Here is a 25,795-nt window from a genome sequence, read left to right as displayed (position 1 = left end):
TTTTAAAAAGTGAAGTCGTTCTAGGTGCATGGCAAACGGTGCAATATGTTTTCCAATTTAAATTGATACTACTCTCAGACCATTTCAGTGCGCATTTGTGCAGCAATGTTTGATCTGAGTAATATCTTGAGTGCTTCAGTCTTAATAAACATGTTCTAGAAGCTTATATTTTAGACGGTTTCATCAAACATGATTGGGTCAGAACCGCTTTCTTTAACTACAGGTTCGTCAATGAGTAATGTAAAATAAAAAGAGGTTCCTTCGCCTTCAATACTTTCTACCCAAATATCACCGCCATTTTTCTCTAAAAAACCTTTTACCAGTAATAATCCGATTCCAGCTCCTTTATTCTTTTTTCTTGCCTCTGTGAGTGTTTTTATTTGTGGAGTGAAAAGTTTTCCCAGCATTTCTTTAGGAATCCCAAGACCAGTATCCTTGACATGGATAGTGATTTTGTCGTTTGCTCTTTTTGCAGAAACTGTAATAGTTCCGCCTTTTTCAGAATGTTTTATGGCATTTGAGACAATATTTTGAATGATCGAAATCAGCATTTTACCGTCTGCAAATACGAATGCATTATCTTGAATTTCGTTATCAAGATTTATCGAGTTTGCTAAAGCGTTATCATTTAAAGTCTCAAAAACTTTATCGACGTATTGGTTAAGTTGGATTTTAGTGGGAGAAAATACATCTGCTGCATATTTAATCCTTGCCCACTCGACTAAATAATCTAACATCTCCAATTCATCTGTTGATGATTGATAAAGTAAGTCAAGCATTTCCTGAACATCCTCGGTTTTCATTCTCTGAAAATTTGTTTTCAAATATTTTGCCGTTGATATAATGGATGAAAGGGGACTTCTTAAATCGTGCGAAAGTATAGCGAGAACACTTTCTTTATGCGCGTTTAGTTCTTCTAATTCTTTTACTGTTTTTTTTATAAGGTCTGCAGACTGTTTCTTATCTGTTAAGTCTTGCAAAATTTTAACATAACCTAGCATTACACCATCTAAATCGATAAGTGGAAAAACTAACCCATAAGCGTAAAATACAGTTTTATCTTTTGCAATGTGCCATCTGTTATCAGTTGCTTTACCTTCTTTTAAGGCCGTGTGGATTTCTTTTTTTGGAACTCCGTTTTTTAAATCTTTTTCTGTAAAAATTAAATCGAAATGTTGTCCGATAACTTCATCAGTTTCGTAACCAAATATTTTCGTTGAACCAGAACTCCAGCTATTGATGATAAAATCTTTATCTAAGGTAAAAATAGAATAGTCTAGCAAACTGTCAATTATTTGGCCATAAAATCTAACAGTTGGTACATATTTTTTTTTAAGAATATTAGAATTCTCTTGTTCGTTATTCATAAGATTGTATGTCTGAAGCGGTTTTTAAACTGATCGTAGGCAATACCTATGAGTGGATAGGGGAAGACTTTCTAACTCCGAAAAGGTTGTTTCGAAGATTTGGTCCCGTAATTGCGATCAGCTATTGTGTGGGATCAAATATATGCAACTTTTTAGATGGTTTGCTCTATTTTGAGGGTCTTTTTTTTGCTGTAAATATAATAGGGTAAAAGAAGTTGTTTTTATGTAGCTTATTGATTAGCCATTATTTGGAGCACTCATGATGTTAGAAAGTATATTTACGTTCAGTATTTTAGAACAAAATAATTGAGTAGGGCATAGTGATAACTGTTATTAGGAGAAAGTTTTTATTCTTTTTCACTTACTCTTTTTCAATTCGCATTTTGATTACTATGGCTTTGATTGTGGAGTTTGATCCAATACTTAGGCCCTATTTCGAGCTCTTGAGATTTCGAAAAGAGGGGTGAATGGTTTCGCTTTTAGGAAAAAAAATTAAATTGGTTCTTTTAAAGCAATTCCTCGATATGCCTTTTGATGTTTTCAGCGATTTTTTTGGTGGGTAAATCATTAGGATCATTGCCAAAAGGCTCTTCAATTTCCTCGGCAATAAGTTCTAAACTTGCCAATACATAAAAAATAAAAACCACTACGGGAATCACATAATAGCCGAGATTAAAAACATAGCCAAAAGGCAAAGTCAGTACATAAAAGAAAATGAATTTCTTGATAAAAGCACTATAAGAATAGGGTATAGGCGTATTTTTTATTCGTTCACAAGCCCCACAAATATCAGTGAAAGATTGAATTTCATGATTTAAAATAATGAGTTGGTCGCCAGTAATTTTCTTGGAATTATAGAGGTCATTGATCTTGTGAAATAATATTTTGGCAACCTGATTGGGTCTGTGCTTGTGGTGTTCTATTATAACATCTTCAAAAAGCTGTTTACTAGTTTCCTCGTCTTTTAAATGCTTATTTAAAAGACGAGGAAGCTAGGAATCAGTTTCCTGAAAAAAGCACGATCTGATTCTTCTGTTAAAATAGCAGATAATTTAAGCGCTAGATTTCGAGAATTATTAACTAAACTACCCCATATTTTGCGTCCTTCCCACCAACGATCATACGCAGTATTAGTCCTGAAAACAAGTAATAAAGAGATGACAAAGCCCAGCATACCATGCATGATGGAAATATTCTTGACATGGCTGTCTTCAGGTAAAACCCAATATTCTATTTCAAGATAGGCAATTCCTGCCGAGTATAGACCGATGAAAATCATCATGGGAATCAATTGTCGAAAAGTATCGGCTTTGTGAAAGCGAAAAATAAAAGTGATCCAGTCTTTTGGGTTGTATGAAATCATGTAAGTATATCGAAAGTTGAAAAGTTAAAAAGTCTTAGGATTGAGCATCACAATTATGTAGTAAAAACTAAACAATTACTTTGTCTAATTTCATCAGTACTTTATTACTGTCTATTTGCTCTTTCTGGAACATGCTACAAATTTAATTTAAAATTTAACAGCCCCAGCTAATTCTTTTAATGCAATTTCGGATAATTTTGCTTGAAATTGAGCGTCACTATAACGCACTTTGGCATTTACATAATTCAGCTGAGCGGTTCTAAACTCTAATGTGGTAATCGTTCCAATATGAAATTTATCTAAGGTAATATCTAGATTTTGTTTGGCAATAGCTTCATTAGTCTCTTCCAAATCAATCAATTGTAAATTGGTTAAATAAGTTTGGTAGGATGTGGCCAATTGGCTGTTTAAGGCTTGGTTTTGTTGGTCAATTTGGATAGTAGCATTCTCAATTTGGATACCAGCAATTTTTTCATTTCGCTTTTGGGCAAAACCATCAAACAAATTTAGGGAAGCACTAAAGCCGTAATTCAATCCACGAGCCGAAGATTGTGTAGTAAAACCCAAACTTGATTCGTTCTCAGCAAAATTATAGCCTGTATTTAATGCAAAAGTAGGGTAGCGGCCAGATTTCACTTGTTTTAATTCCAGTTCAGCTACCTTTTTACTGATGATTAAAGCTTGAATTTGCGGGTTTTGCTTTTCAGCTAAGGACTTTAAATCGGTAAATTCAAGTTTGCTGTCCATAGTAAAATCAGATACTACCTTAAAATCAATTTGGGTATCTCTAGCCAAAAGTTCATTTAATATAATCTTCGAATTTTTATACAATTCTTGCTGTCTCAATAGGGCCACTTTGTCCGTATTGATATCTACCTGAGCATTTAAAACCTCCAGTTTTGATGCTTTACCAATCGTATAACGGTTTTTGGCCAGATTTACTCTTTGGTTCGAAATAACGATTGTAGTATCTAAGGCAGCTAATTGTTGCTGTTGCTGAACTAGATTATAATACGCAGCTTGTACATCACTGATTTTTGTAATAATGGTCAGTTTAAGTTGGGTTTCCCCAAGTTTTTGTATTTCTTGTAATTGCTCTTTTTTGGCAAACATTTTAAAACCATCAAAAATGGTCCAATCGAGTCCTACGCCATAATTCAAACTATTGCTCTTGGCATTGTCCAAACTGGTTGTAGAACCATCAGATCGTGTTTGGGACAAATTTTGAAGGTTGTTATTTTGAGATACGGACGCAGTAGCCTTGGGCAACATTCCCGCATTTCCAGCTGCTACATTGGTCTGACTTATTTTCAAGTCGTTCTTTGCAATCTTGATTTCGTAATTGTTTTCTAAGGCTATTTTCACAGCTTCTTCCAGCGATAGTACTTGCTGCGCATTTCCTTTAACGAAACAGAAGAACAGTAATAGTACACTTTTGAATAGTAGTTTCATGTTCATCTTTTTATTTACTTTCTTTTTCATATTCCTCAATGTGGTCAAATTCTGGATAATGTTTACGGGCCTTTGACCACATTAAATAAAGTGCTGGAATGACAAATAAGGTCAATACCAAGGAGAAAATTGTTCCTCCAACAATTACAACTCCCATTCCGATTCTACTTGTTGAAGCCGCTCCAAGAGACATGGCGATTGGCAAAGCTCCTAATGAAATGGCCAAACTAGTCATCAAAATAGGTCTCAAACGCGCTTCTGAAGCTTCTAGAATGGCTTGCAGTTTTGGTTTGCCTTGTTCTCGAAGCTGGTTTGCAAACTCGACAATTAAGATTCCGTTTTTAGTTACTAAACCAATCAGCATTACGGTTCCAATTTGGCTAAAAATATTCCAAGTTTGGTCAAACAACCATAAAGAGAATAGGGCTCCAGCAACGGCCATAGGAACGGTTAAAATAATAATAAATGGATCAATAAAGCTTTCAAATTGCGCCGCTAATATTAAAAATATCAATAGCAAAGCCAGTCCGAAAGCGAAAGAAGTATTCGAGCTACTTTCGACAAAGTCTCTGGATTCTCCACCTAAATCTGTGGTAAAAGTGTCGTCCAGTACTTTGGCTCTGATTCTTTCCATAGCCTCAATTCCGTCACTGATACTTTTGCCTGGGGCAAGTGCTGCAGAAACAGTAGCCGACATGAATCGGTTGTTATGGTATAGCTGTGGTGGTTTACTTTGTTCTTCAGTACTCACAATATTGTCCATTTGAATCAACTCTCCCTTATTATTTTTGACATACATAGAGGTTAAATCCAGCGGTTTTGAACGGTCTTTTTGATCAAATTGGCCAATGACTTGGTATTGCTTTCCCTTTTTCATGAAATAACCAAAACGTTGGCCGCTCAATGATAATTGCAAGGTTTGTGCAATATCAATTACAGAAATACCTAAACTCTCCGCTTTTTCACGATCAATAGTAACATTGATCTCGGGTTTGTTAAATTTCAAATTCACATCGGTCATGGCAAAAGTAGGGTCGTTACCAGCTTCCTCCATAAATTCAGGAATTTTTTGTTCTAGTTTAGCAAAACTTTGTGTTTGAATAATGTATTGTATAGGCAATCCACCACGTCTGTTTACGGCAATAGTAGGCTGTTGTGTTACCGATGTTTTGGCATCTGGATATTGTTTGGTCCACTTGGTTAGTTTTTCGGCTATTTCATCTTGAGATAGTTTTCTTTCTCCAGGTTCTTTTAATGAAAGACGTACAAAACCACTATTTACGGATGAAGAACCAAAGCCAGGAGATGTAACTACTAGACTCACTTTCTTTTCTGGAATAGAGTCATCTACCAATTGCGATATCTCTTGCATGAAGCGGTCCGTGTATTCATAGCTGGAACCTTCGGGCGCTGTCATTCTTAAGATTAACGAACTTCTATCGTCATAAGGTGCTGTTTCTTTTTGGAGTAAATTATAAAAAACAAAAATCAAAGCAAAACAAGCAAATAGAATAGGGAAGCTCCACCATTTTTTAGCCATGAATTTACTTAAAGCATCTGCATAAGTGCTGTTTAATTTTTGGAAATAAGGTTCTGTTGCTATGTAAAACTTAGATTTTTTTTGTTCGCCACCTTTCATTAAATACGCATTCAACATTGGTGTAAGCGTTAACGATACAAAGGCAGAAATCAATACAGCAGCGCCTATGACGACACCAAACTCTCGGAAGAGTCGGCCCACGAAACCTTCCAGGAATATTACAGGTAAGAATACAGCAGCAAGTGTAATGGAGATAGAAATTACCGCAAAAAATATTTCGTTAGATCCTTTTATGGCAGCCTCGATAGGCGTCATTCCTTCCTCAACTTTTTTGAAAATATTTTCAGTTACTACAATTCCGTCATCAACTACCAATCCGGTTGCTAGAACAATTGCTAATAAAGTCAAAACATTGATTGAGAAACCAAACAACCACATAATAAAGAAAGTGGCAATCAATGAAACGGGAATATCGATCAGTGGTCTAAAAGCGATTGCCCAATCTCTAAAAAATAAGTAGATAATTAAAATTACTAAGAAGATCGAAATCCCTAAAGTTTCCGCTACTTCCAAGACTGATTTCTTTACGAAAATAGTATTATCAAGGGCAATATTTAATTTGATGTCCTTTGGTAAGTCTTTCTTTAATGCCTCAAATTGCTCATAAAAAGCTTTTGAAATATCTAAATAATTCGCTCCAGGACGGGGAACTATTGCAAGACCCACTAATGGCAATCCAGATTGACTCAGTTTAGTTTCAATGTTTTCAGGACCCAATTCCGCTCTTCCTACATCGCTTAAACGTACAATCTTATCGCCGTCAGAACGAATGATGATTTTGTTGAATTCTTCGGCTGTAGCCAAGTTTCCAACGGTTTTCACGGTTAATTCTGTATTATCTCCCGTTAATTTTCCGGAAGGCAATTCGACATTTTGTGCGTTTAGTGCAGTGCGAACTTCGGCAACAGTTAGACCGTACGAAGCTAGTTTTATAGGATCAATCCACAGTCGCATGGCATAGCGTTTTTGACCCCAAATTTGAACTCCACTCACTCCTGGAATGGTTTCCAGACGCTGCGAAATAACATTTTCGGCATAATCACTTAGTTCTAAAGGACTACGGGAATCACTTTGTACGGTCATGGAAATAATCGCATCACTATTGGCGTCAGCCTTAGAAACAACTGGAGGTGCATCAATGTCTTGCGGTAAACTACGAATAGCTTGTGAAACCTTGTCACGGACATCATTTGCCGCTTCTTCTAGGTCTTTGTCTAGGTTAAATTCAACTGTAATCGAACTACTTCCTTGCGAACTTGATGATGTGATGTTTCGAATTCCGTCAATCGAGTTGATTGCTTTTTCAAGTGGTTCTGTGATTTGGGATTCAATAATATCACTATTGGCACCGGTATAATTCGTTCTAATGGAAACTTGGGCTGGGTCAATTGAAGGAAATTCTCGAACGCCAAGGTAGGTGTATCCTATAATACCAAATAAGACGATTGTTAAATTCATAACAATGGTCATCACTGGTCTTTTTATACTTAATGTAGATAAACTCATTTAGATTTTTGGTTTTTTATTGCTGACTTGAGCTTTATGATTATGGTATCAATGTGATATCCGAAATCTATTTAACTGTTACCTTAACCGGAGCATCATTTTTGAGCGCCATAACACCAGTTGTAATTACGGTATCACCCGCTTTTAATCCAGATAAAATTAATAGCGAAGCATCAGTTCTTGTTGCAGTTTCTACCATGATTTCTTTGGCCTTTCCCATATCAGAGATGAACACTTTCTTACCGTTTTGAACAGGAATTACGGCTTGGCTAGGAACGACAATAGCATCTTTAATGACATCTAATGGCAATTCGACATTTGCAAAGGTACCAGGCAATAATTTTCCGTCTTTATTATCCGTAATCGCGCGAACTTGTAATGTTCTGGTTGCAATTTCTACAGTAGGCTCTATAGCATATACTTTAGCAGTATAAGTCGCAGTAGATCCCGCAACTGTGAAATTTAAAGTACTATTATTTTTTACTTGATTGGCATATTTTTCAGGAATAGAAAAGGTGATTTTTAGTTTACCAATGTTCACTAGATTGGCCACTAAAATAGTTGGAGTTATATAAGTTCCTTTTGAAATAGAACGCAAACCTATTCTTCCTGAAAAAGGAGCTCTTACTGCTGTTTTGGCAATTTGGGCTTTAATCAACTGACTTTGTGCCTTTGTAGAAGCATATTCGGCTCTTGCCACATCATATTCTTCTTGACTGATGGCTTCTTTTTGTAATAGCAGTTTGGCTCTTCTTTCGTTTTCTGATGCTAAACTTTGTTTAGTATTGGCTTGACTTAATTGTGCACGTAATTCGGTATCATTTACTTTAAAAAGCAATTGTCCCTTACTAACATTACTTCCTTCTTGAAAATTAATACTTTCTACAATTCCAGAAACTTCAGAACGAATTTCTACTTGCTCGTTAGCTTCAATAGAACCTGAAAGTGATAAGTTGTTATCAAATGATTGGGGTTGTACCACAATACCCGACAAACGCATGGCTTTTTGATTTCCAGATTTGTTTTTTCCTGAATCAGAATCTCCTTTGTTTTCCATAATTCGATACGTTATAAAGGCACCGAAACCAATAATTAATAAAGTGTAGATTAAGTATTTTATTTTCATAGCTATTGGGTAAAGTAGGATTAAGTTATTATAATTTTATGTTAAAAAACAAATTTAGGTTTTACATTTCGGAAATCGGAATATGTTAATTTTTATTTAACGTTTGTGTATACAAATATTTTAATTAGTAATATAAAATACTCCTAATCGTACAGTTAATGACGATTAGGAGTATTTAAAAACAAACAATAATAAAACAAACCAATTATTAATGTCTAAGCATGAAAATTAATAATTAGACGTTAAAATAGTCTAAAGGTTTAATGTGAGTATAAAAAAAAGTGAAATTATCAATAAAAGACAACAATCTAGCATTGATTAATGAGATTATTACAAGTAGAAATTCTATTATTAACAGTGTATTAGGGTATAAATATTAAAAAGCTAGAGCAAACAAAAACCGCATGAAAAAAGATTCATGCGGCTGGTTGTTATTAAAAATAGGCTATTTCTTATTTAGGTTTGAATAGCGTAATAATTAGTCTTTAAAATTTCCATTTGAAAAGTTTGCAAGCTTTTTCCAATTTCGAAAGAATGTCCCAACTCTGACAAAGCACGTTCTAAAGCACCTAATACAGCCAAAAGATCATTTGCAGATACAGAACCCATGTGACCAATCCTAAAATAGGATGCTTTTATATCTGGTAATAAACCTCCTGCAATAATCACATTGCTTACTGACATTTTAGTATTCATGGCCGCGCCATCAATTCCCTCTGGGTAATAGACAGCTGTTAAGGTGTTAGCAGCAATTGTATCTGTTTTTGGAAGAATAGTTAAGTTTATAGAGACTAAGGCTGCTCTAAAAGCTGTAGCAAAACTTTGATGTCTTTTTACTCTTTGTTCCATGCCTTCAGTGCATATAATTTTTAAGCTAGTTTGCAAGGCTACAATTAAATTAACGGCTGGTGTTCCAAAATAAGAAGGTTTTCTTTCTTCGTACGCTCGCATGATTGGTAACCAATTTGTCCAATCGGAATAGTAATTCGGAATAGGTGTTTTTCTGTTTTTCCAGACCTGCATCGCTTTTTCAGAAACCATTAAAAGTGCAAGCCCCGGAGGTACACCAATTGCTTTTTGAGATGCTGTTAAGACAACATCAAGTCCCCATTCGTCTTGATGTAATGCTTCTCCCGCTACTGAACATACGCCATCTACAATGCTTAACGTATTGTATTTTTTTGCCAAAAGGGCTATGGGTTTTGGATCAACAATAATTCCTGTAGAGGTATCTACATGCGTAATTGTTAATGCTTTATATTGTTTTGTTTTTAGTTCGTTTTCAATTGTATCATGGGATACAACTTCTCCTACAGGGGCTTCTAAAAGTGTTGTATTTGCACCATAGCGATCTAAAATATCCTTGAATCTTTTACCAAAGTAACCCGAAGAAATGACTAATACGTTATCTCCTGCTTCGATGAGATTGGCAGCAGCCATATCCATCCCTAATGTACCCGTACCCGCTACAATAAATGGTTGGCCTTTTGGAGATTTCCAAACTTCTCTCATTAGCTCAAGGCTATTTCCAAAAATTTCAATGAAATTGGGCGCTACATGACTCGTTGTAGCCATTCCCATTGCTTGTAAAACAGCTGGTTCAAATTCGATTGGACCAGGAATCATCAGTAATTTTCTAGCTTTCATATTTCTTTATTTTAATAAATTTAGTTTGCTTACCAGAATCCCGTCCACATCAGCATAAATATAGTCCTCTGAAGTAAATGTAATTCCTCCAAATTTTACTGGTATATCTATCTCTCCTATATTACGCTTCACGCTTTTAGCAGGGCAGGTGTTCAACGCTTTTATACCAATATTCATGGAATTAATGATTTGACTATCCCGAACGCAACCATTTACAATAATGCCTTCCCAGTTATTTTGTATTGCTAAAGCAGCTAATTGATCACCGATTAATGCACAGCGTAAAGAGCCACCGCCATCAATTACTAGAACTTTACCTTGACCGTCAGCTTCTAATTGTTGCCTAACGAATGAATTGTCTTCAAATAATTTTATTGTCCTGATTATTCCTGAAAATACTTTTTTGTTACCAAAATGGTTAAAAATTGGAGCAACGCAACTAAGAAGTGTTTCGTGCTCGTCCCAAAGATCTGCAGTTGTAAAGCTATTCATATTTGACATTTAGGAGGTTGTTTAATTAACTCAATTAGAAAAGGCAACATGCGTACATGTTGCCTTTTGGATTAATCTGAGTCAGTATTATTTTTCTAAAACCAATTCTCTTTTTGGCTCATTTTTTTTACTTTCAAATTGATCACTAGTGTTTTTTGCTCCATCGGCTTTTAAAGCATTATCTCCAGCAAAGAATGTTTTATGATCATCACCAAGATTAGACCCTGCCATTCTTTGATGTTTTACACAGGCAACTCCTTTACGTATTTCTTGTCTCTGAACTCCTTTAACGTAAGCCAACATGCCTTCTTCACCAAAATAACCTTGTGTTAAATCATTCATATGAAGTGCAGTTGTATGATACGTAGGTAAGGTAATTAAGTGATGGAAAATTCCAGCTTCTTTTGAGCTATCCATTTGGAACGTTCTAATTTTGTCATCTGCACGACGACATAAATCTGAATTATCATATTGTACATCCATTAAATTCGTTCTATCATACTCGGTCATATCATTAGCTTCAGCAAGCATTTCATCATATGCTTGATTACGGAAATTTAATGTCCAGTTAAAAGAAGGGGAGTTGTTATAAACCAATTTGGCATTTGGAACCACTTCTTTAATTCTGTTCACCATATTTGCAATTTGTTTTACATTTGGAGTTGGAGTTTCAATCCATAAAAGATCGGCTCCGTTTTGTAAACTCGTGATGCAATCTAAAACAACTCTGTCAATATTAGAACCCTCTTTAAATTGATATAAACCGTTTGATAATCTCACAGGGCGTACTAATTTACCGTCTCTTTTAAGAAGTACATCATCTTCTTTAGCGTCATTAATACTTATTTCTTCTGCTTCTACAAAAGCTAAATATTGAGAAGCTAAATCTCCTGGTTCTGTGCTTACCGGTAATTTTTGAGTAAGACTTGCACCTTCTGAATCTGTTCTTGCAACGATAATTCCGTCATCTACACCTAATTCTAAAAACGCATAGCGAATAGCATTTAGCTTAGCAATAAAATCTTCATGTGGTACAGTCACTTTTCCATCTTGATGGCCACATTGTTTTGCATCCGAAACTTGATTTTCAATTTGAATGGCGCAAGCACCAGCTTCAATCATTTTTTTAGTCAACAAATAAGTAGCTTCTTCATTTCCAAAACCTGCGTCAATATCAGCAATAATGGGAACGATATGTGTTTCAAAATTATCGATTTGGTCTTGAACATCTTCTCCTTTTTCAAGTCTTCTGAATAAATCATTTAACTCAATTGCATCAGCTTGACGCAAGAAATCGTAAATCTCTTTTATTAATGCTGGAACAGTTGTTTTTTCGTGCATAGATTGGTCTGGTAATGGACCAAATTCTGAACGCAACGCAGCAACCATCCAACCTGATAGGTATATGTATCTTTTATTAGTTGTTTTATGATGCTTCTTTACAGCGATAATATTTTGCTGCGCAACAAAACCATGCCAAGAACCTAGTGATTGTGTATAATTAGATGCGTTTGCATCGTATTCTGCCATGTCTTTTCTCATTATCGCTGCTGTATATTTAGCGATATCTAAGCCTGTTTTAAAACGATTTTGAGTCACCATTCTTGCGGCGCTTTCAGGATTTATTGCATTCCAAGTAGATCCGTACTTCGCTTTTAAATCTTTTACAGTCTGCAGAGCAGAACAATAATTACTTTGTGCTAAATTTTTCATAATTTTGTGTTAGGTTATTTTTTGTTAATAATTAGATCCTGTTGATTGTGACCGCAATCGCAGGATTGTTTTTTTTATATGTATTTGTAAGCGGGTAGAGTTAAAAATTCTTCGAATTCTTCAGAAATAACTAGTTCGTCGAAAAGTGAAATAGCTAATTTAAACTTGCTTTTCGATATGTTTTCTTCTCCAAATTCTGCAGTGATTTTTGCTACTTCATCGTTTAATAATTCTTTATATAATTCCATTTTGAATTGTCGTCCATCTTCAAGTGTTACTTTGTTTTTTAACCATTGCCAAACTTGAGTTCTTGAAATTTCGGCGGTTGCGGCATCTTCCATTAAATTATAAAGAGCAACTGCGCCATGACCTCTTAACCAGGATTCTATATATAAAATACCCACGTTAATATTTTTTCGAATTCCTTCTTCTGTGACAGTTCCTTTAGGGATCTCAACTAAATCTTTTTCTGTTATGATTACATCATCACGTGTAACATGTAATTGGTTTGCTGTAGGCATGTGTTTATTAAATTCAGCCATTGCAACTGCTACTAATGCAGGATGAGCAACCCAGGTACCATCGTGACCGTTTAAAACTTCACGTTCTTTGTCTTTTCTAACTTTTTCTAAAGCAGCAGCATTTGCTTCTTCGTCATTTTTAATCGGAATTTGTGCCGCCATTCCACCTATTGCAAGAATGCCTCTTTTGTGGCAACGTTGAATAACTAACTTTGAATAGGCGTCCATAAATGGTGTAGTCATGGTTACTTGATCGCGATTTGGAACTACAAAATTGGGATGGTTTCTAAATTTTTTGATATAAGAAAAAATATAATCCCAGCGACCACAATTTAAACCAACAATATGGTCTTTCAGTTCAAAAATTATTTCATCCAGCTGAAAACTGGCGGTAATTGTTTCGATTAAAACAGTTGCTTTAAAAGTTCCTTTTGGCACTTCTAAATATTCTTGTGCAAATTCAAAAACGTTGTTCCACCAGCGCGCTTCTAAATAATGCTCTAATTTTGGCAAATAAAAATACGGTGCTGTACCATTTTTTAGCATTGTTTGAGTATTATGAAATACGTACAAACCAAAATCAACTAAACTTCCAGAAGTTTCTTTATTGTTTATTAAAAGATGTCTTTCGTCTAAATGTAGACCTCTTGGTCTTACTAGTAAAACAGCCGTTTCTTTGTTTAATGTATATGATTTATTGCGCTTTGCGTCAATTAAGGAAATGGTCTTTTTATTTGCATCTATTAAATTTTGTTGACCTGTAATAGCATTTTTCCAAGAAGGAGCAGTGCTATCTTCTAAATCAGCCATAAATGTTTTGGCACCAGAATTTAACGCATTAATGATCATTTTTCGATCTACTGGTCCTGTAATTTCAACACGTCTGTCTTGTAAATCGTGTGGAATTGTACCAGCAGTCCAATCTGAATTTCTAATGTCTTCCGTTTCTTTTGGAAACTCTGGAAACTTTCCGCTATCAAAAAAGGATTGCTTTGCAATTCTGCTTTCTAACAGTTCTAGTCTTTGAGAATTAAATTTTTCATGTAGTGCCGTGATAAATGCTAATGCCTCATCAGTTAGAATTTCTGGGTAGTAATTATTAACCTCTTTTGAAAAGTTAATTTTCGATTGTCTTAAAAATGTATCTTCCATTGTGCTTATAGATTTATAGTACAATTTTAGAACAATTAATTCAATAAAACAAGCGAACGTTCGTTAAATATTGTTTTTTACAAAAAAAAGTATATTCGCAAAATGATAAAATTCGCTTGTTTTTAAGAAGATTGTATTGCTTTTAAATTTAGTTAAGTTTTTACTTAACAAGTGTTTACAGTAGTTCCCAGCTCTTTTGACTTGTAAAGAGTATAGTTTTTAAACTACAGGTATAATGAAGTTTAGCTGAAAATAAAATGTTTTTTTTTATTGATAAAATTATCATTCACCAATAGAAATTTATGCTAATTATAACTTAATGATGTAGTAAAGACACAAAATTTAGTGAAGTTTTTAAAAAGAGTAGTTTGTGGTTTCAAATTATGGTGGTTAGCTAAACAAGAGTTTTGTTTTAGGAAAGTCTTGTTTTATCGATAAAGCAGCAGTTGATGAGAGAAGTGAAGCTAATAATTTTTAAGTATTAATGGAAAACCAAAAGAAACTAGAAATTGTTAAATGATTGGGCTCATTTATTTAAAAAAAAAGGGGCGAGTTTCCTTTTATCACTCTGTGTGGTAAAAAAAAACATGTCATTTGTGATTGAAAACTCAGCTAATATAATTCCAGATATTTTTCTTCTTGGTCAACTCGATATACACTGCTCTTAGGGTAGCGTGTTCTGGTTTTTGTAAAGGAGCATCCTCTTTTAGTATTTTTGCGGCATGGTTTCTGGCTAATGCCAAAATTTCCCTGTCGCGTACGATATCCGCGATTTGAAGGTTTAGTACGCCGCTTTGTTGGGTTCCCATAAGATTTCCTGGTCCTCGAAGTTTGAGATCAACTTCGGCAATTTCAAAACCATCATTAGTGCTTACCATCGTTTCCATTCTGGTTTTACTGTCGGAACTCAATTTGTGGCTCGTCATCAGGATGCAATAACTCTGATCAGCACCACGTCCCACACGCCCACGCAATTGGTGTAGCTGCGATAGTCCAAAACGTTCCGCACTTTCAATAATCATCACTGAAGCATTAGGAACATTCACACCAACTTCAATTACAGTCGTTGCGACCATTATATTAGTTTTCCCTTCGCTAAAGCGCTTCATCTCCGCATCTTTATCCGCGGCCTTCATCTTTCCGTGTAAGATAGAAATAGAGTATTGAGGTAGCGGAAAATCACGTGATATACTTTCGTAACCATCCATTAAGTCTTTAAAATCCATTTTAGCCGATTCTTGGATCAACGGATAGACAATGTAAATTTGGCGTCCTATGGCAATCTCGTCACGTATAAATTTCCAAACTTTCAGGCGGTTTGAGTCAAAACGATGTACGGTTTGAATGGGTTTTCTTCCTGGTGGCAATTCGTCAATTACCGAGATGTCTAAGTCGCCATATAAGCTCATCGCCAAGGTTCTTGGAATAGGAGTTGCCGTCATCACTAAAACGTGTGGCGGAATCGTATTTTTCTTCCATAATTTAGAACGTTGCTCCACCCCAAAACGGTGTTGCTCATCTATGACTGCCAGTCCCAAATTTTGGAATTTTACTTTGTCTTCTAACAAGGCATGTGTCCCAATAAGGATTTGTAAAGTTCCATTTTCCAGTTCTTCGTGTATAATTCTTCTAGCTGCAGTTTTACTTGAACCTGTAAGTATCTTTATGTTTATATTCAACTCATTAGCGAGTTCTGATAACCCTATTAAATGCTGATTTGCGAGGATTTCAGTAGGTGCCATCAAGCAGGCCTGAAATCCATTATCGAGTGCAAGCAACATACTCATAAAAGCCACGATCGTTTTTCCAGAACCTACATCACCCTGTAACAAACGGTTCATTTGGGCATTAGTACCCATGTCTGTTCGTATTTCTTTGATCACCCTTTTCTGTGCTCCAGTAAGTTGAAAAGGCAGGTGGTTTTGGTAGAAATCGTTGAAATGTTCACCTACAATTGTAAACGGATGACCCTTTATTTTGTGCTTCTGAACAAGGTTTTTAGTAATGAGTTGCAACTGGATAAAGAACAATTCTTCGAATACCAAACGGAATTTGGCTTTCGCCAAAGCTTCAGCGCTTTTTGGGAAATGAATGTTGATTAAAGCGTCTTTTTTTGAGATCAGTTTCAGTTCCGAAATCAAATAATCAGGTAGTGTTTCAGAAAACAAAGTATGCGTTTCCAGAAACAGCTGTTGCATTATTTTGTTAATCGTACGATTTGAAATTCCGCGATTAGTTAGAGTTTCTGTCGAAGGATACACGGGTTGCATGGCAGAGCGCAAACTTTGTTCGTGTTCGCTCAGCAATTCAATTTCAGGATGAGACATATTATACATGCCATTGAAGGAAGTACATTTCCCAAAAATCACGCTGACTTCATTAATTTTCAAAGATTCGCGTACCCATTTGTGTCCTTGAAACCAAACTAGTTCCATTTGTCCTGTATCATCCACAAATGTGGCAACTAAGCGTTTTCTTCCTTTACCAAATTCTACCGTTTTAACATTAATGATCTTACCTATAATCTGTACCTCGGCAACATTGTTTTGCAACTCGTTGATTTTGTAATAACGGGTACGGTCAATGTATCGGTTGGGGTAAAAATTGATCAGGTCCTTATACTTATGAATCCCCAATTCCTTACGTAGTAATTCGCCCCGACTGGGACCAACGCCTTTTAAGTATTCAATGGGAGTAAGTAGGAGGTTGTTCATTTTGCTGTTTTGGAAAATAGAGTAAAGAGTAAAGAGTAAAAATAGAATATGGAACAAAGAGTATAGATGTTTCAGATCTTTTTTTCTGTGCTCTATTTTCTTTTCTCTTTTAAAAAGCGAAGATAGTTTTTTGTTTGGGAATTTCGAAATGGGATTGATTGAAAGTGATGTAGGAAAAAAGAGTATATTTGGTTTATAAACACGATTAGCGTTGCAAATTAGTTTTTGATGAAAGATAATTAGTTTTGTAATTTGTACTAATCATTATCAATTATATTTACACTCTTTTATAAACTCTTCCATTTTATGAGTATTTTACATATTTCAAGGTTAAAAACGTTGTTAGAAAACCAAGTTTTTCAATATATAGATATTGAAGAAATAAAAGTCGAGAAAGCTAAAATTTCTGATGAAGAGTTAGAAAATATAAAGCTGACGCAATCGTATTTGTTATTCGCTTTAAAAAACATAACGGGACTAGATTTTTCTGATCTTTCTAATTGTATTGTAGATAATTTCAAAGACAATGGTTTAGATGCTATTTTATATTCTCATAATAGTAATACATTATATATTTGTCAATCTAAATTTAATAAAAAAGGGAATTGTAGCTTTGATAAAGGAGAAACCTTTAAATTCTTAGAAGGTATTAATGATCTACTTTCACTTAATTTTTCTAAATTTAATTCAAAAATTAATTCAAAAATTAATTCAATTAAAAAGGATATTGAATTTGCAATAAATTCACCTAATATTAAAATTGAGGTTATTTTAGTGCATTCAGGAAATAAACTTTCAGATGAAATTGGAAAATTAATTAAAGATAAAATAGAAGCTTTAAATGATACTGACGAAGTAATCTTTTTTGAGGAATATAATTTAGTTAAGGCTTATAATAATCTTAAAGAAGCTGTAAATGGCGAACCCATCAATGTTGATATTGATTTGTTCAATTGGGGAATTAATGAGGAACCATTTAAAGCATATTATGGAATGATAAATTGTGGGAGTATAGCCGAATTAGCCGAAAACAATCCAAAAAGATTGTTTTCTAAAAATTTACGAAGTTTTATAGGTGTGAATTCGATTAATTATGAAATAGTAAAATCAATAATTAATACTCCAGAACATTTTTTTTATTTAAATAATGGAATAGTTTTACTATGTAAAGAGATAAAGAAATCGCCTTATAATAGCGGAAAGAGAGATATCGGTAAATTTCAACTTATAGATGTTTCCATTATTAATGGAGCGCAAACTGTTGGATCCATAAAACATGCATTTTCGAAGCAACCTGATAAAGTTAATAATGCAAATGTATTTGTTAAAATAATATCATTAGAAAACACCCCTAAAGACTTTGATAAACATATTACGATAACTAGTAATACACAAAATAGAATTGAAAAACGTGATTTCATTAGTTTAGATGATCAGCAAAATCGATTAATTAATGAATTTTACCTTGGTAATTTAAATTATCATGTTAAAAGGGATGATTTGAACGAGACCAAGGATGATAATAATTACTATTTTGAAGAAGCAACAATATCATTGGCGGGTTTTCAAGATAACCTTGATTTTTCGACTTACGCAAAACGAGAAATTGGAAAATTATGGGAAGATGAATATTATAATGTATTATTTAATAGTAGATTAAATATTACTTTCTTAGTGAATATTATTAAAGTTTATAGAGAGATTGATAAATATATCAAATCGTTAGGTGATTCAGATAGATACATATGTAGTCATGGAATTTATTTAATTTCTAACTTAATTTATAACAACCATAAATCAATATTGCAAAATCCTAATATTGATATTAATAATTTTATAAAAAGTGAATTTAAAGAGGATATTTTTAGAATTTGCCACAGAATAGTCCATGTTTATAATTCTAAGTTTACACAAAATAAAATTCCTCTTTCTGTTTTTAAAAATTTTAAATTTTGTAGAGAAATTAAAGATAATGTTTTAGAACTTGAAGGTAAAATTAATGAAAATAGTCAACCGTCACTATTTGATTAATATTGCAACACAATTTCTATAACTTTTCAGCAATGAGTGCTTTTTTTGACTAAATCAATATCATATTTTAGTAAGTATATATTCTTTTCAATTTTTCGAAAAAAGCACAAAATAAAAAGAGTTTGTTTTTAAAACAACGCTATATTTTTTTACATTTTTGCAAAAGCAATAAAACAGAATTAAACAGTTAAAAATAAAACATGATAATTGATAAAATTGATAATTACAGTCTTTATGCAAACCTAACCGAAAGATTAGCCAAAGGATTTGAATTTATAAAAAATACAGATTTGGTTCAAATAGAGCCTGGGACTTATGAAATAGACAATAAAGAAGTATTCGCCATTGTTCAGGAGTATGATACAAAGGAAATTAAGGATTGTGTTTTAGAAGGACATACCAAGTATATCGATATTCAATATGTGATTGAAGGAGCGGAATTAATGGGTGTTACTACCAAAAAGAATCAAAAAGTGGTAACTAGTGATTTAGACAAAGATTATACTTTCTATGAAGGTGAAACAGCTTATATAAGACTTAAAGCAGGAATGTTTACGGTATTTTTCCCTGATGACTTACACAGGCCTTGCGTTCAGAACGGGCAAAGTTCAAGAGTTAAAAAAGTAGTTGTTAAAGTTCAGATTTAATTACTAGATAAGATAGAAGTATCTCGGAGTCCGAAAGTGTTATTGCTTTCGGATTTTTATTTGCTGAAAAGCAAAGGCGTATTTTCTGTTTTAATAAAATTGTGAATTCTACATTAAACACAATATCTTTGGAACAATTACAAAAAACTAAAAAATGACAACGCATCTTGCACTTCTTCGTGGTATCAATGTTTCAGGACATAATATGATGAAAATGGATTTATTGAAAACGACTTTGGAGAAAATTGGTTTCACCAATGTAGAAACCTATATTCAGTCCGGTAATGTTTTTGTAGATACTGAGGAGGAGAATGCCGCCAAAGTTGGTTTTATAATCAAGCAAGAGATTTTTAAAGCCTTTGGTCATGACGTTCCAACAATTGTAATTGGAATTGAAGATTTAAGAAAATGCTTTTCAAACAATCCTTTTTTGAAAGAAAAAGAACTGGACATCAAAAAAATATATGTGGCTTTTGTTTCGAAAGAATTACGTTCTGAAAATATTAATGATTTAAAAATAAGTCAATTCAAACCCGATGAAGCTAAAATAGACGGCAACAGGATTTTTATTAAATATGCTGTAGGGGCAGGAAAAACAAGATTAGATCAAAAATACATCGAGAAAAAACTGAATCTTACTGCAAGCATCAGGAACTGGAATACGGTAACGCAGTTGCTGAAAATGTATGAAGAGCGATAAGTGAATTAAAATTGTGTTCTTTGAAGCAACCTTTAGCATAAAAGAGAATCTATCTAGTATATCTAAATTCTAAAAAAAATGAAAAGATCAATTATTTTTTGTGCTTTGCTAATGGTTTTTTGTTCTTGTTCCAATGATAATATAAAAGCAATTACAACCGATTATCAAGGAAAGTGGGAATTGTACCAAATGTCAGGCAATATTCCTAACAGTGAAACCACTGGAGCAGCAATGGAATGGCAAGAATACTATTTATTCAATACTGATGGAAGTTTTACCAAATCCAGAACTAGGAATGGCATCAAAAAGGAAATATCCGGAAGCTACCTCATTACAAAAATACAAGAAGATTCTTTTTTTGAATTAACTTATAAAACAAATAGCGAGCTTATAGGAAGTTGCTATGGCAGCAATAAAGAAGAGCTCTTTATCCTTCCTAACTCTAAGTTGTCTAGTACTTGGAAAAATTGTGACGGTCCGGGACTAGAATATAAGAAAACGAATGAATAGTTTGTAAGTAATAATTGGGGAAACATTTCTTTTGTCTCAATTTAAAAATAAAAATATGTCTTTAAAATTAAGCTTCATCATCACGGTTTTTTGTGCCTATTTTTCGATGGCTCAAAATGGTACTCCCACCGATTATTTGTCTTCCCAATTCCATAAGGAACGAAGAGAGGCACTTCGTAACAAAATGCCTAATAATAGCGTGGCTGTATTTTTTGGGAATCCAATTCGCAACCGTGCTAATGATGTGGATTATGTGTACCATCAAGATCCCGACTTTTATTACCTGACGGGGTACAAAGAACCTAATTCGGTTTTAGTTGTTTTTTCGAACGATCAAACCAATAAAGAGGGAAAGATATATAACGAAATGCTGTATGTTCAGGAAAAGAATGCACAGGCGGAGCAATGGACCGGGGTTCGTGTGGGTACTGAAGGAGCCAAAAAGGATTTAGGTTTTGAAGTCGCCTTAAATGGCAAGGAGTTTTTGAACTCAGGTATTGATTTTTCTAGTTTTTCTACTGTACAATTCAAGGAGTTTCAAGATGACTATAGAAACTCAAAACGGGATAATGCCGATTTGTTTAAACTGGTAGCTGCTTTTAAAACACAAATTGGATATAATGAAAAGATCTTACCTAAAATGGATTCAAAAATGCAAAAGGAATTGAATCTTAAAAAAAATATTAGTACTCCAAGGGCTGTTCTGGATACTAAGTCCATTACGAACTATATGGCAAGTTTGCGCGAGAAAAAAACCAAGGAAGAAATGGTGTTGCTTACAAAGGCAGTTCGTATATCTGCTATGGGACAACGTGAAATCATGAAAGCAATGCATCCCGGAATGTCAGAAACCGAGATTCAAGGCGTGCATGAGTTCGTTTATAAGAAATATGGAAGTGAGTTTGAAGGTTATCCTTCTATCGTAGGAGCTGGGAACAACGGTTGCGTATTGCATTATATTGAAAACATTAAAACAAAAATCGAAAACGATTTGGTTTTAATGGATTTGGGTGCGGAATACCACGGTTATACTGCTGATGTAACGCGCACTATTCCGGCAAACGGTAAATTCTCGCCAGAACAAAAGATTATTTATGATTTAGTGTATGATGCGCAAGAAGCGGGAATCGCTACAGTAATAATAGGCAATAGCTTTGCTGCTCCAGATATGGCGGCACGAAAAGTAATCACTGAAGGTTTGCTGCAATTGGGAATCATCAGAACCGAAGAGGAATCTAGAAAATATTTCCCTCATGGTACTTCACATCACATTGGTTTAGATGTTCACGATCCAGGCTTATACAACAAATTTGAGGAAGACATGGTTCTAACTGTAGAACCAGGAATTTATATTCCAAATGGCTCAGATTGTGATAAAAAATGGTGGGGAATTGCGGTGCGAATTGAAGATGATATTCTAATATCGACCAATGGTCCTGTTAACCTATCAGCAGAAGCGCCTAGGAAGTCAGATGAAATAGAAGCGTTGATGGCAGAGAAAAGTGTTTTTGACGATTTTCATTTGCCTAAGTTGGACTAAATTTTTAATCGAAACTAAGGCTTATAGTTACTTTAAAATAAAGCTCCGAATTCTACTGGATTCGGAGCTTTTTGCTGCTATCTACTTTTCAATTAGATCACAATACCAGAACCCATAATCAAAGGCATCAGAAGTGCTGCTGTCGCAAGCAGTATCTGAGGAATCTTCTTTCTCAGGTCTTTCATACTTGCGGTATACTACTTCGCCAATTTCAAAAGCAATGGGTTTTGAGAAAATAGGCCCATCAAAAGTAAAGGTGTGGAATTCTCCGTTTTCTCCGCATACATCTACATTTTCGGGTAAATCATTGATGAAATTCTGGTCAATCGCGCGACCCACAAAGCTTTTGTCAAGAAAGCGCTCATTGACGCAAACAACAATCGTTTTAAAGCCTAGATCGATGAATTCTTGTATCAAATCCTTTGTAGGGACTTTCCATAGCGGAAAAACGCCTTTAAAACCTATTTCGGCAAGTTTGTCTTCACGGTATTTACGTAAATCTTCCAGAAAGATATCACCGAATATAGAATGCGTTACGCCTTGATCTTTCAGTTTTCCCAAAGTTTTATTCATAACTTCTTCGTAAACCTCCATAGTTGGCATTTCGGGGATTTGCATAATCTCCAACGGCAGTCCAATGCTTTGAGCTTGCTGATGCAACAATTCAACCCGAACGCCGTGCATCGAGACGCGTTGAAACTGTTGGTTAACACTTGTCAGCAAACAGCTGATTTCATAGTCGGGATCTTGTAAAATTTTATATAAGGCTAAAGCAGAATCTTTTCCGCTACTCCAGTTAAATAGGGCTTTCTTTTTCAATGTATTTGTATTGTGATTTTGGAAGTAAACTTACAAAATTAGTAGAGAAGCAGTGCTGTATGTCTATAGTAATAGTTAATCTTTGTAACTTTGGCAATCATATTAATGCTTTTTATGGCTTTATTCAAAAATAAGTACCAAGTAGAATCGAATCGATTGAAAAACTGGGATTATTCCAGTGAAGCAATCTATTTCATTACCTTGGTTACTACTGACAGAGCTTGTGTTTTTGGAGCAATTGACAATGATAAAATGATATTAAACGATAATGGAAAAATTGTTGAAACGGAACTGCTGAGGTCTATTGCGATTAGGGAACGTTGGCTTTTTCATAATTGGATTATTATGCCCAATCACATTCATTTATTGGTCGAAATTTTGGATACGCACAACGTAGAGACGCACAATGTAGAGACGCACAATGTAGAGACGCACAATGTAGAGACGCACAACGTAGAGACGCACAACGTAGAGACGCACTGCAGTGCGTCTCTACAATCGGAATCGGAATCGGAATCGGAATCGGAAGCGGAATCGGAATCGGAATCCCCCAAATTATTTCGCAAACCCAATTCCATTTCATCATTTGTAGCCATTTTTAAATCGGTTACAACCACCAAGATCAATTCACAACGTAGAGACGCACAGGGTATAGACGCACGACGAGACGCACTGCAGTGCGTCTCTACAGGCAAACAAAATAAAATATGGCAATCTAATTACCACGATCATATTGTACGGAATTACAATTCCTTTGATAAAATCTATTTTTACATAAAAAACAATCCTAAAAATTGGAATCAGGATTCCATAAACCCAAATTAGAATGAAATACCTACTTTTATTTATTACCTCATTTGCATTCGCACAACAGACAAAATCTGTAGATTTCAAATCAGTTCATGGCCAAATTACAATTGATCCTATTGAAAAATCGGTTGCGGGCTCCGTTAGCTATTCGGTAGAGGTTTTGCAAGCCATTGATACCATTAAAATTGATGCCCAAAACATGGAGTTTTCTAAGGTTGTGTTAAATGATAAAACAGTACAATTTAGTAATGATGGAAAGCAACTATTGTTAATTTATCCTTTCAAAAAAGGAAAAAGCAATATCAGTTTCAATTATGTCGCGTATCCGAAGCAGACGATGTATTTTGTAGGTTCAGAGGAAAAAGACAATTTGCAGATTTGGACACAGGGGCAGGGGAAATACACCAGTAATTGGTTTCCGAGTTTTGATGATGTCAACGAAAAATTAGTTTTTAACTTGACTGTTTCTTTTAACCGAGATTATCAGGTTGTTTCGAATGGTATTTTGAAAGAAAAACGCGTAGCTAATGAAGGCCTTCAGTGGAATTATGTTATGCAAAAACCAATGAGCTCTTATTTGTTGATGGTTGGCATTGGGAAATATGATATTCACAGTCAAATTTCGAAATGTGGTACTCCCTTAGAATTATATTTAGAAAATAAAGATGCTGCTAAATTTGAACCTACATACCGCTATTCAGCACAAATGTTTGATTTCCTAGAAGACGAGATAGGAGTGAAGTATCCTTGGGAAATCTATAAACAAATTCCGGTTAGGGATTTCTTGTATGCGGGAATGGAAAACACTTCAGCAACCTTATTTGCGAGTCGGTATATAGTGGATTCGATAGGTTTTGAGGATCGCAATTATACCAATGTCAATGCACATGAATTAGCGCATCAATGGTTTGGGAATTTAATCACTGCAGAAAGTGGAAAGCATCACTGGTTACAGGAAGGTTTTGCTACTTATTATGCCTTATTAGCAGAACGCGATATTTATGGGGATGATTATTTTTATTCCAAATTATACCAATCAGCACAACAGATAAAATACGCTTCAAGAACAGATTCGATTCCGGTATTGAATGCCAAAGCCAGTTCGTTGAGCTTTTATCAAAAAGGGGCTTGGGCACTATTTGTGCTCCACGATGAAATAGGAGATGCGGCGTTTAAGAAAGCGGTACGAACTTATTTGAAAAAGTATGCCTTTCAAAACGTGATCACAGAAAATTTCTTTGATGAGGTGAGAAAAGTGTCGAACTATGACTTGGATAAATTTAGTAAAAAATGGCTTGAGTCTACGGTATTTAATACTAATTTGACCAACGAGTTACTTATCAAAAATAAAATGATACAGTTGTTGTTTGAAGTAGAGAAATTGAAAGGAAAACCGTTGAATGAAAAAGAAGATTTCCTAGAAAAAACTATGAAATCAGATGCTTATTTCACAGTAAAAGAAGCCATTATAAGCCAACTTAAAAACGAGAAATTTGCAGCTAAGAGGCAGTTGTTACATTTGGCTTTGGCAACTGATGAGGTTCAAGTGCGTCAGGTTGTAGCTAGTGAATTGCGTACTATTCCTGAAAGTTTTAGAGAAGAATATGAGACGCTACTGAATGACAAATCATATCAAACACAAGAAATCGCTTTATACAATTTATGGAATAACTTTCCTGAATTCCGTAGTAAATATTTAGATGCATCGAGTAATTGGATCGGTTACAATGATTATAATCTAAGAACTTTATGGTTGTCATTGGCTTTGTCAACCCCGGATTATTCAGCTGATCAAACTGCTTTAATAGGGGAATTAATCAATTATTCGTCCATTAATTATGAGGCGATCACAAGACAAAATGCATTGACGAAACTAATCGCTTTTAAGTTAATTGACGATACAGTTTTGGATAACTTGGTCAATGCCACAACGCATCATATGTGGCAGTTTTCTAAATTTGGAAGAGACAATATTCGGGTTCTATTGAAAAATTCCGAAATGAGAACTTCGTTTGAAAGGATTTTACCTGAGCTAAATGACAAGGAGCAATTTCAACTAAATCGCTTATTAAAAGAATAAGTGGT

At 34.5% G+C, this 25,795-nt stretch carries 17 protein-coding genes and 1 pseudogene; 7 read left to right on the top strand and 11 right to left on the bottom strand.

Annotated elements, in window-relative coordinates; all coding sequences use genetic code 11:
* Positions 1 to 170: 170 nt before the first annotated feature.
* The 10 genes and pseudogenes from BLV91_RS04380 to recG all read right to left on the bottom strand — a co-directional run bounded on the left by BLV91_RS04380 (position 171) and on the right by recG (position 16,653).
* On the bottom strand, positions 171 to 1,367 hold the full coding sequence (locus BLV91_RS04380) for a PAS domain-containing sensor histidine kinase (protein WP_091430096.1): 1,197 nt from the start codon (positions 1,365 to 1,367) through the stop codon (positions 171 to 173).
* A gap of 506 nt (positions 1,368 to 1,873) precedes the next feature.
* Positions 1,874 to 2,730: pseudogene (locus BLV91_RS04375) on the bottom strand (bestrophin family protein).
* A gap of 147 nt (positions 2,731 to 2,877) precedes the next feature.
* On the bottom strand, positions 2,878 to 4,212 hold the full coding sequence (locus tag BLV91_RS04370) for a TolC family protein (RefSeq protein ID WP_394331830.1): 1,335 nt from the start codon (positions 4,210 to 4,212) through the stop codon (positions 2,878 to 2,880).
* Positions 4,193 to 7,288, bottom strand: a complete 3,096-nt coding sequence (locus BLV91_RS04365; protein WP_091430094.1) for an efflux RND transporter permease subunit — start codon at positions 7,286 to 7,288, stop codon at positions 4,193 to 4,195. The genes BLV91_RS04370 and BLV91_RS04365 overlap by 20 nt, the downstream gene beginning before the upstream one ends.
* Before the next feature lie 67 nt (positions 7,289 to 7,355).
* Positions 7,356 to 8,414, bottom strand: a complete 1,059-nt coding sequence (locus tag BLV91_RS04360) for an efflux RND transporter periplasmic adaptor subunit (RefSeq protein ID WP_091430092.1) — start codon at positions 8,412 to 8,414, stop codon at positions 7,356 to 7,358.
* A 456-nt stretch (positions 8,415 to 8,870) separates the two neighbouring features.
* Positions 8,871 to 10,061 (bottom strand): pyridoxal-phosphate-dependent aminotransferase family protein, encoded by a 1,191-nt coding sequence (locus BLV91_RS04355; RefSeq protein WP_091430089.1) that lies wholly within the window; start codon positions 10,059 to 10,061, stop codon positions 8,871 to 8,873.
* 6 nt (positions 10,062 to 10,067) lie between these two features.
* Entirely contained in the window at positions 10,068 to 10,553 is a 486-nt protein-coding gene (rraA, locus tag BLV91_RS04350; RefSeq protein ID WP_091430310.1) for a ribonuclease E activity regulator RraA, read from the bottom strand.
* A gap of 87 nt (positions 10,554 to 10,640) precedes the next feature.
* Entirely contained in the window at positions 10,641 to 12,266 is a 1,626-nt protein-coding gene (locus tag BLV91_RS04345) for an isocitrate lyase (protein ID WP_091430087.1), read from the bottom strand.
* Between the two features lie 74 nt (positions 12,267 to 12,340).
* Positions 12,341 to 13,939: a malate synthase A gene (aceB, locus tag BLV91_RS04340; RefSeq protein WP_091430084.1), complete on the bottom strand. Its 1,599-nt coding sequence runs from the start codon at positions 13,937 to 13,939 to the stop codon at positions 12,341 to 12,343.
* 608 nt (positions 13,940 to 14,547) lie between these two features.
* Positions 14,548 to 16,653, bottom strand: a complete 2,106-nt coding sequence (gene recG / locus BLV91_RS04335) for an ATP-dependent DNA helicase RecG (RefSeq protein WP_091430081.1) — start codon at positions 16,651 to 16,653, stop codon at positions 14,548 to 14,550.
* 306 nt (positions 16,654 to 16,959) lie between these two features.
* Here recG and BLV91_RS04330 point away from each other — a divergent pair, with 306 nt between their 5' ends.
* The 5 genes from BLV91_RS04330 to BLV91_RS04310 all read left to right on the top strand — a co-directional run bounded on the left by BLV91_RS04330 (position 16,960) and on the right by BLV91_RS04310 (position 22,081).
* Positions 16,960 to 18,684: an AIPR family protein gene (locus BLV91_RS04330; RefSeq protein ID WP_091430078.1), complete on the top strand. Its 1,725-nt coding sequence runs from the start codon at positions 16,960 to 16,962 to the stop codon at positions 18,682 to 18,684.
* Positions 18,685 to 18,884: 200 nt separating this feature from the next.
* Positions 18,885 to 19,331 carry a NanQ anomerase/TabA/YiaL family protein gene (locus tag BLV91_RS04325; RefSeq protein WP_091430076.1) on the top strand — a complete coding sequence of 149 codons (447 nt, stop codon included), beginning with the start codon at positions 18,885 to 18,887 and terminating at the stop codon, positions 19,329 to 19,331.
* A gap of 154 nt (positions 19,332 to 19,485) precedes the next feature.
* Positions 19,486 to 20,031: a DUF1697 domain-containing protein gene (locus tag BLV91_RS04320; protein WP_091430074.1), complete on the top strand. Its 546-nt coding sequence runs from the start codon at positions 19,486 to 19,488 to the stop codon at positions 20,029 to 20,031.
* A gap of 78 nt (positions 20,032 to 20,109) precedes the next feature.
* Positions 20,110 to 20,541: a hypothetical protein gene (locus BLV91_RS04315; RefSeq protein WP_091430071.1), complete on the top strand. Its 432-nt coding sequence runs from the start codon at positions 20,110 to 20,112 to the stop codon at positions 20,539 to 20,541.
* Positions 20,542 to 20,596: 55 nt separating this feature from the next.
* Positions 20,597 to 22,081 carry an aminopeptidase P N-terminal domain-containing protein gene (locus BLV91_RS04310; protein ID WP_091430069.1) on the top strand — a complete coding sequence of 495 codons (1,485 nt, stop codon included), beginning with the start codon at positions 20,597 to 20,599 and terminating at the stop codon, positions 22,079 to 22,081.
* Between the two features lie 81 nt (positions 22,082 to 22,162).
* Here the strand turns inward: BLV91_RS04310 and BLV91_RS04305 are convergent, their stop codons facing one another.
* Positions 22,163 to 22,900 carry a Dph6-related ATP pyrophosphatase gene (locus tag BLV91_RS04305; protein WP_091430066.1) on the bottom strand — a complete coding sequence of 246 codons (738 nt, stop codon included), beginning with the start codon at positions 22,898 to 22,900 and terminating at the stop codon, positions 22,163 to 22,165.
* Between the two features lie 90 nt (positions 22,901 to 22,990).
* Here BLV91_RS04305 and BLV91_RS16955 point away from each other — a divergent pair, with 90 nt between their 5' ends.
* Both BLV91_RS16955 and BLV91_RS04295 read left to right on the top strand, forming a co-directional pair.
* A complete protein-coding gene (locus tag BLV91_RS16955) occupies positions 22,991 to 23,725 on the top strand; it encodes a transposase (protein ID WP_175513950.1) in 735 nt (244 codons plus the stop codon).
* A 1-nt stretch (position 23,726) separates the two neighbouring features.
* On the top strand, positions 23,727 to 25,790 hold the full coding sequence (locus tag BLV91_RS04295; RefSeq protein WP_091430059.1) for a M1 family metallopeptidase: 2,064 nt from the start codon (positions 23,727 to 23,729) through the stop codon (positions 25,788 to 25,790).
* Positions 25,791 to 25,795 lie beyond the last annotated feature (5 nt).

The organism is Flavobacterium degerlachei (assembly GCF_900106645.1).
GTDB classification, from domain to species: Bacteria; Bacteroidota; Bacteroidia; order Flavobacteriales; family Flavobacteriaceae; genus Flavobacterium; species Flavobacterium degerlachei.
This window is presented reverse-complemented; position numbering and strand designations above follow the sequence as displayed.

Coding starts and splice junctions, on each gene's coding strand:
- BLV91_RS04345 (WP_091430087.1), bottom strand. CDS start 12,266: ATGAAAAATTTAGCACAAAGTAATTATTGTTCTGCTCTGCAGACTGTA.
- BLV91_RS04370 (WP_394331830.1), bottom strand. CDS start 4,212: ATGAAAAAGAAAGTAAATAAAAAGATGAACATGAAACTACTATTCAAA.
- BLV91_RS04315 (WP_091430071.1), top strand. CDS start 20,110: ATGAAAAGATCAATTATTTTTTGTGCTTTGCTAATGGTTTTTTGTTCT.
- BLV91_RS04320 (WP_091430074.1), top strand. CDS start 19,486: ATGACAACGCATCTTGCACTTCTTCGTGGTATCAATGTTTCAGGACAT.
- BLV91_RS04330 (WP_091430078.1), top strand. CDS start 16,960: ATGAGTATTTTACATATTTCAAGGTTAAAAACGTTGTTAGAAAACCAA.
- BLV91_RS04365 (WP_091430094.1), bottom strand. CDS start 7,288: ATGAGTTTATCTACATTAAGTATAAAAAGACCAGTGATGACCATTGTT.
- BLV91_RS04380 (WP_091430096.1), bottom strand. CDS start 1,367: ATGAATAACGAACAAGAGAATTCTAATATTCTTAAAAAAAAATATGTA.
- BLV91_RS04360 (WP_091430092.1), bottom strand. CDS start 8,414: ATGAAAATAAAATACTTAATCTACACTTTATTAATTATTGGTTTCGGT.
- recG (WP_091430081.1), bottom strand. CDS start 16,653: ATGAACAACCTCCTACTTACTCCCATTGAATACTTAAAAGGCGTTGGT.
- BLV91_RS04325 (WP_091430076.1), top strand. CDS start 18,885: ATGATAATTGATAAAATTGATAATTACAGTCTTTATGCAAACCTAACC.
- BLV91_RS04355 (WP_091430089.1), bottom strand. CDS start 10,061: ATGAAAGCTAGAAAATTACTGATGATTCCTGGTCCAATCGAATTTGAA.
- aceB (WP_091430084.1), bottom strand. CDS start 13,939: ATGGAAGATACATTTTTAAGACAATCGAAAATTAACTTTTCAAAAGAG.
- rraA (WP_091430310.1), bottom strand. CDS start 10,553: ATGAATAGCTTTACAACTGCAGATCTTTGGGACGAGCACGAAACACTT.
- BLV91_RS04295 (WP_091430059.1), top strand. CDS start 23,727: ATGAAATACCTACTTTTATTTATTACCTCATTTGCATTCGCACAACAG.
- BLV91_RS04310 (WP_091430069.1), top strand. CDS start 20,597: ATGTCTTTAAAATTAAGCTTCATCATCACGGTTTTTTGTGCCTATTTT.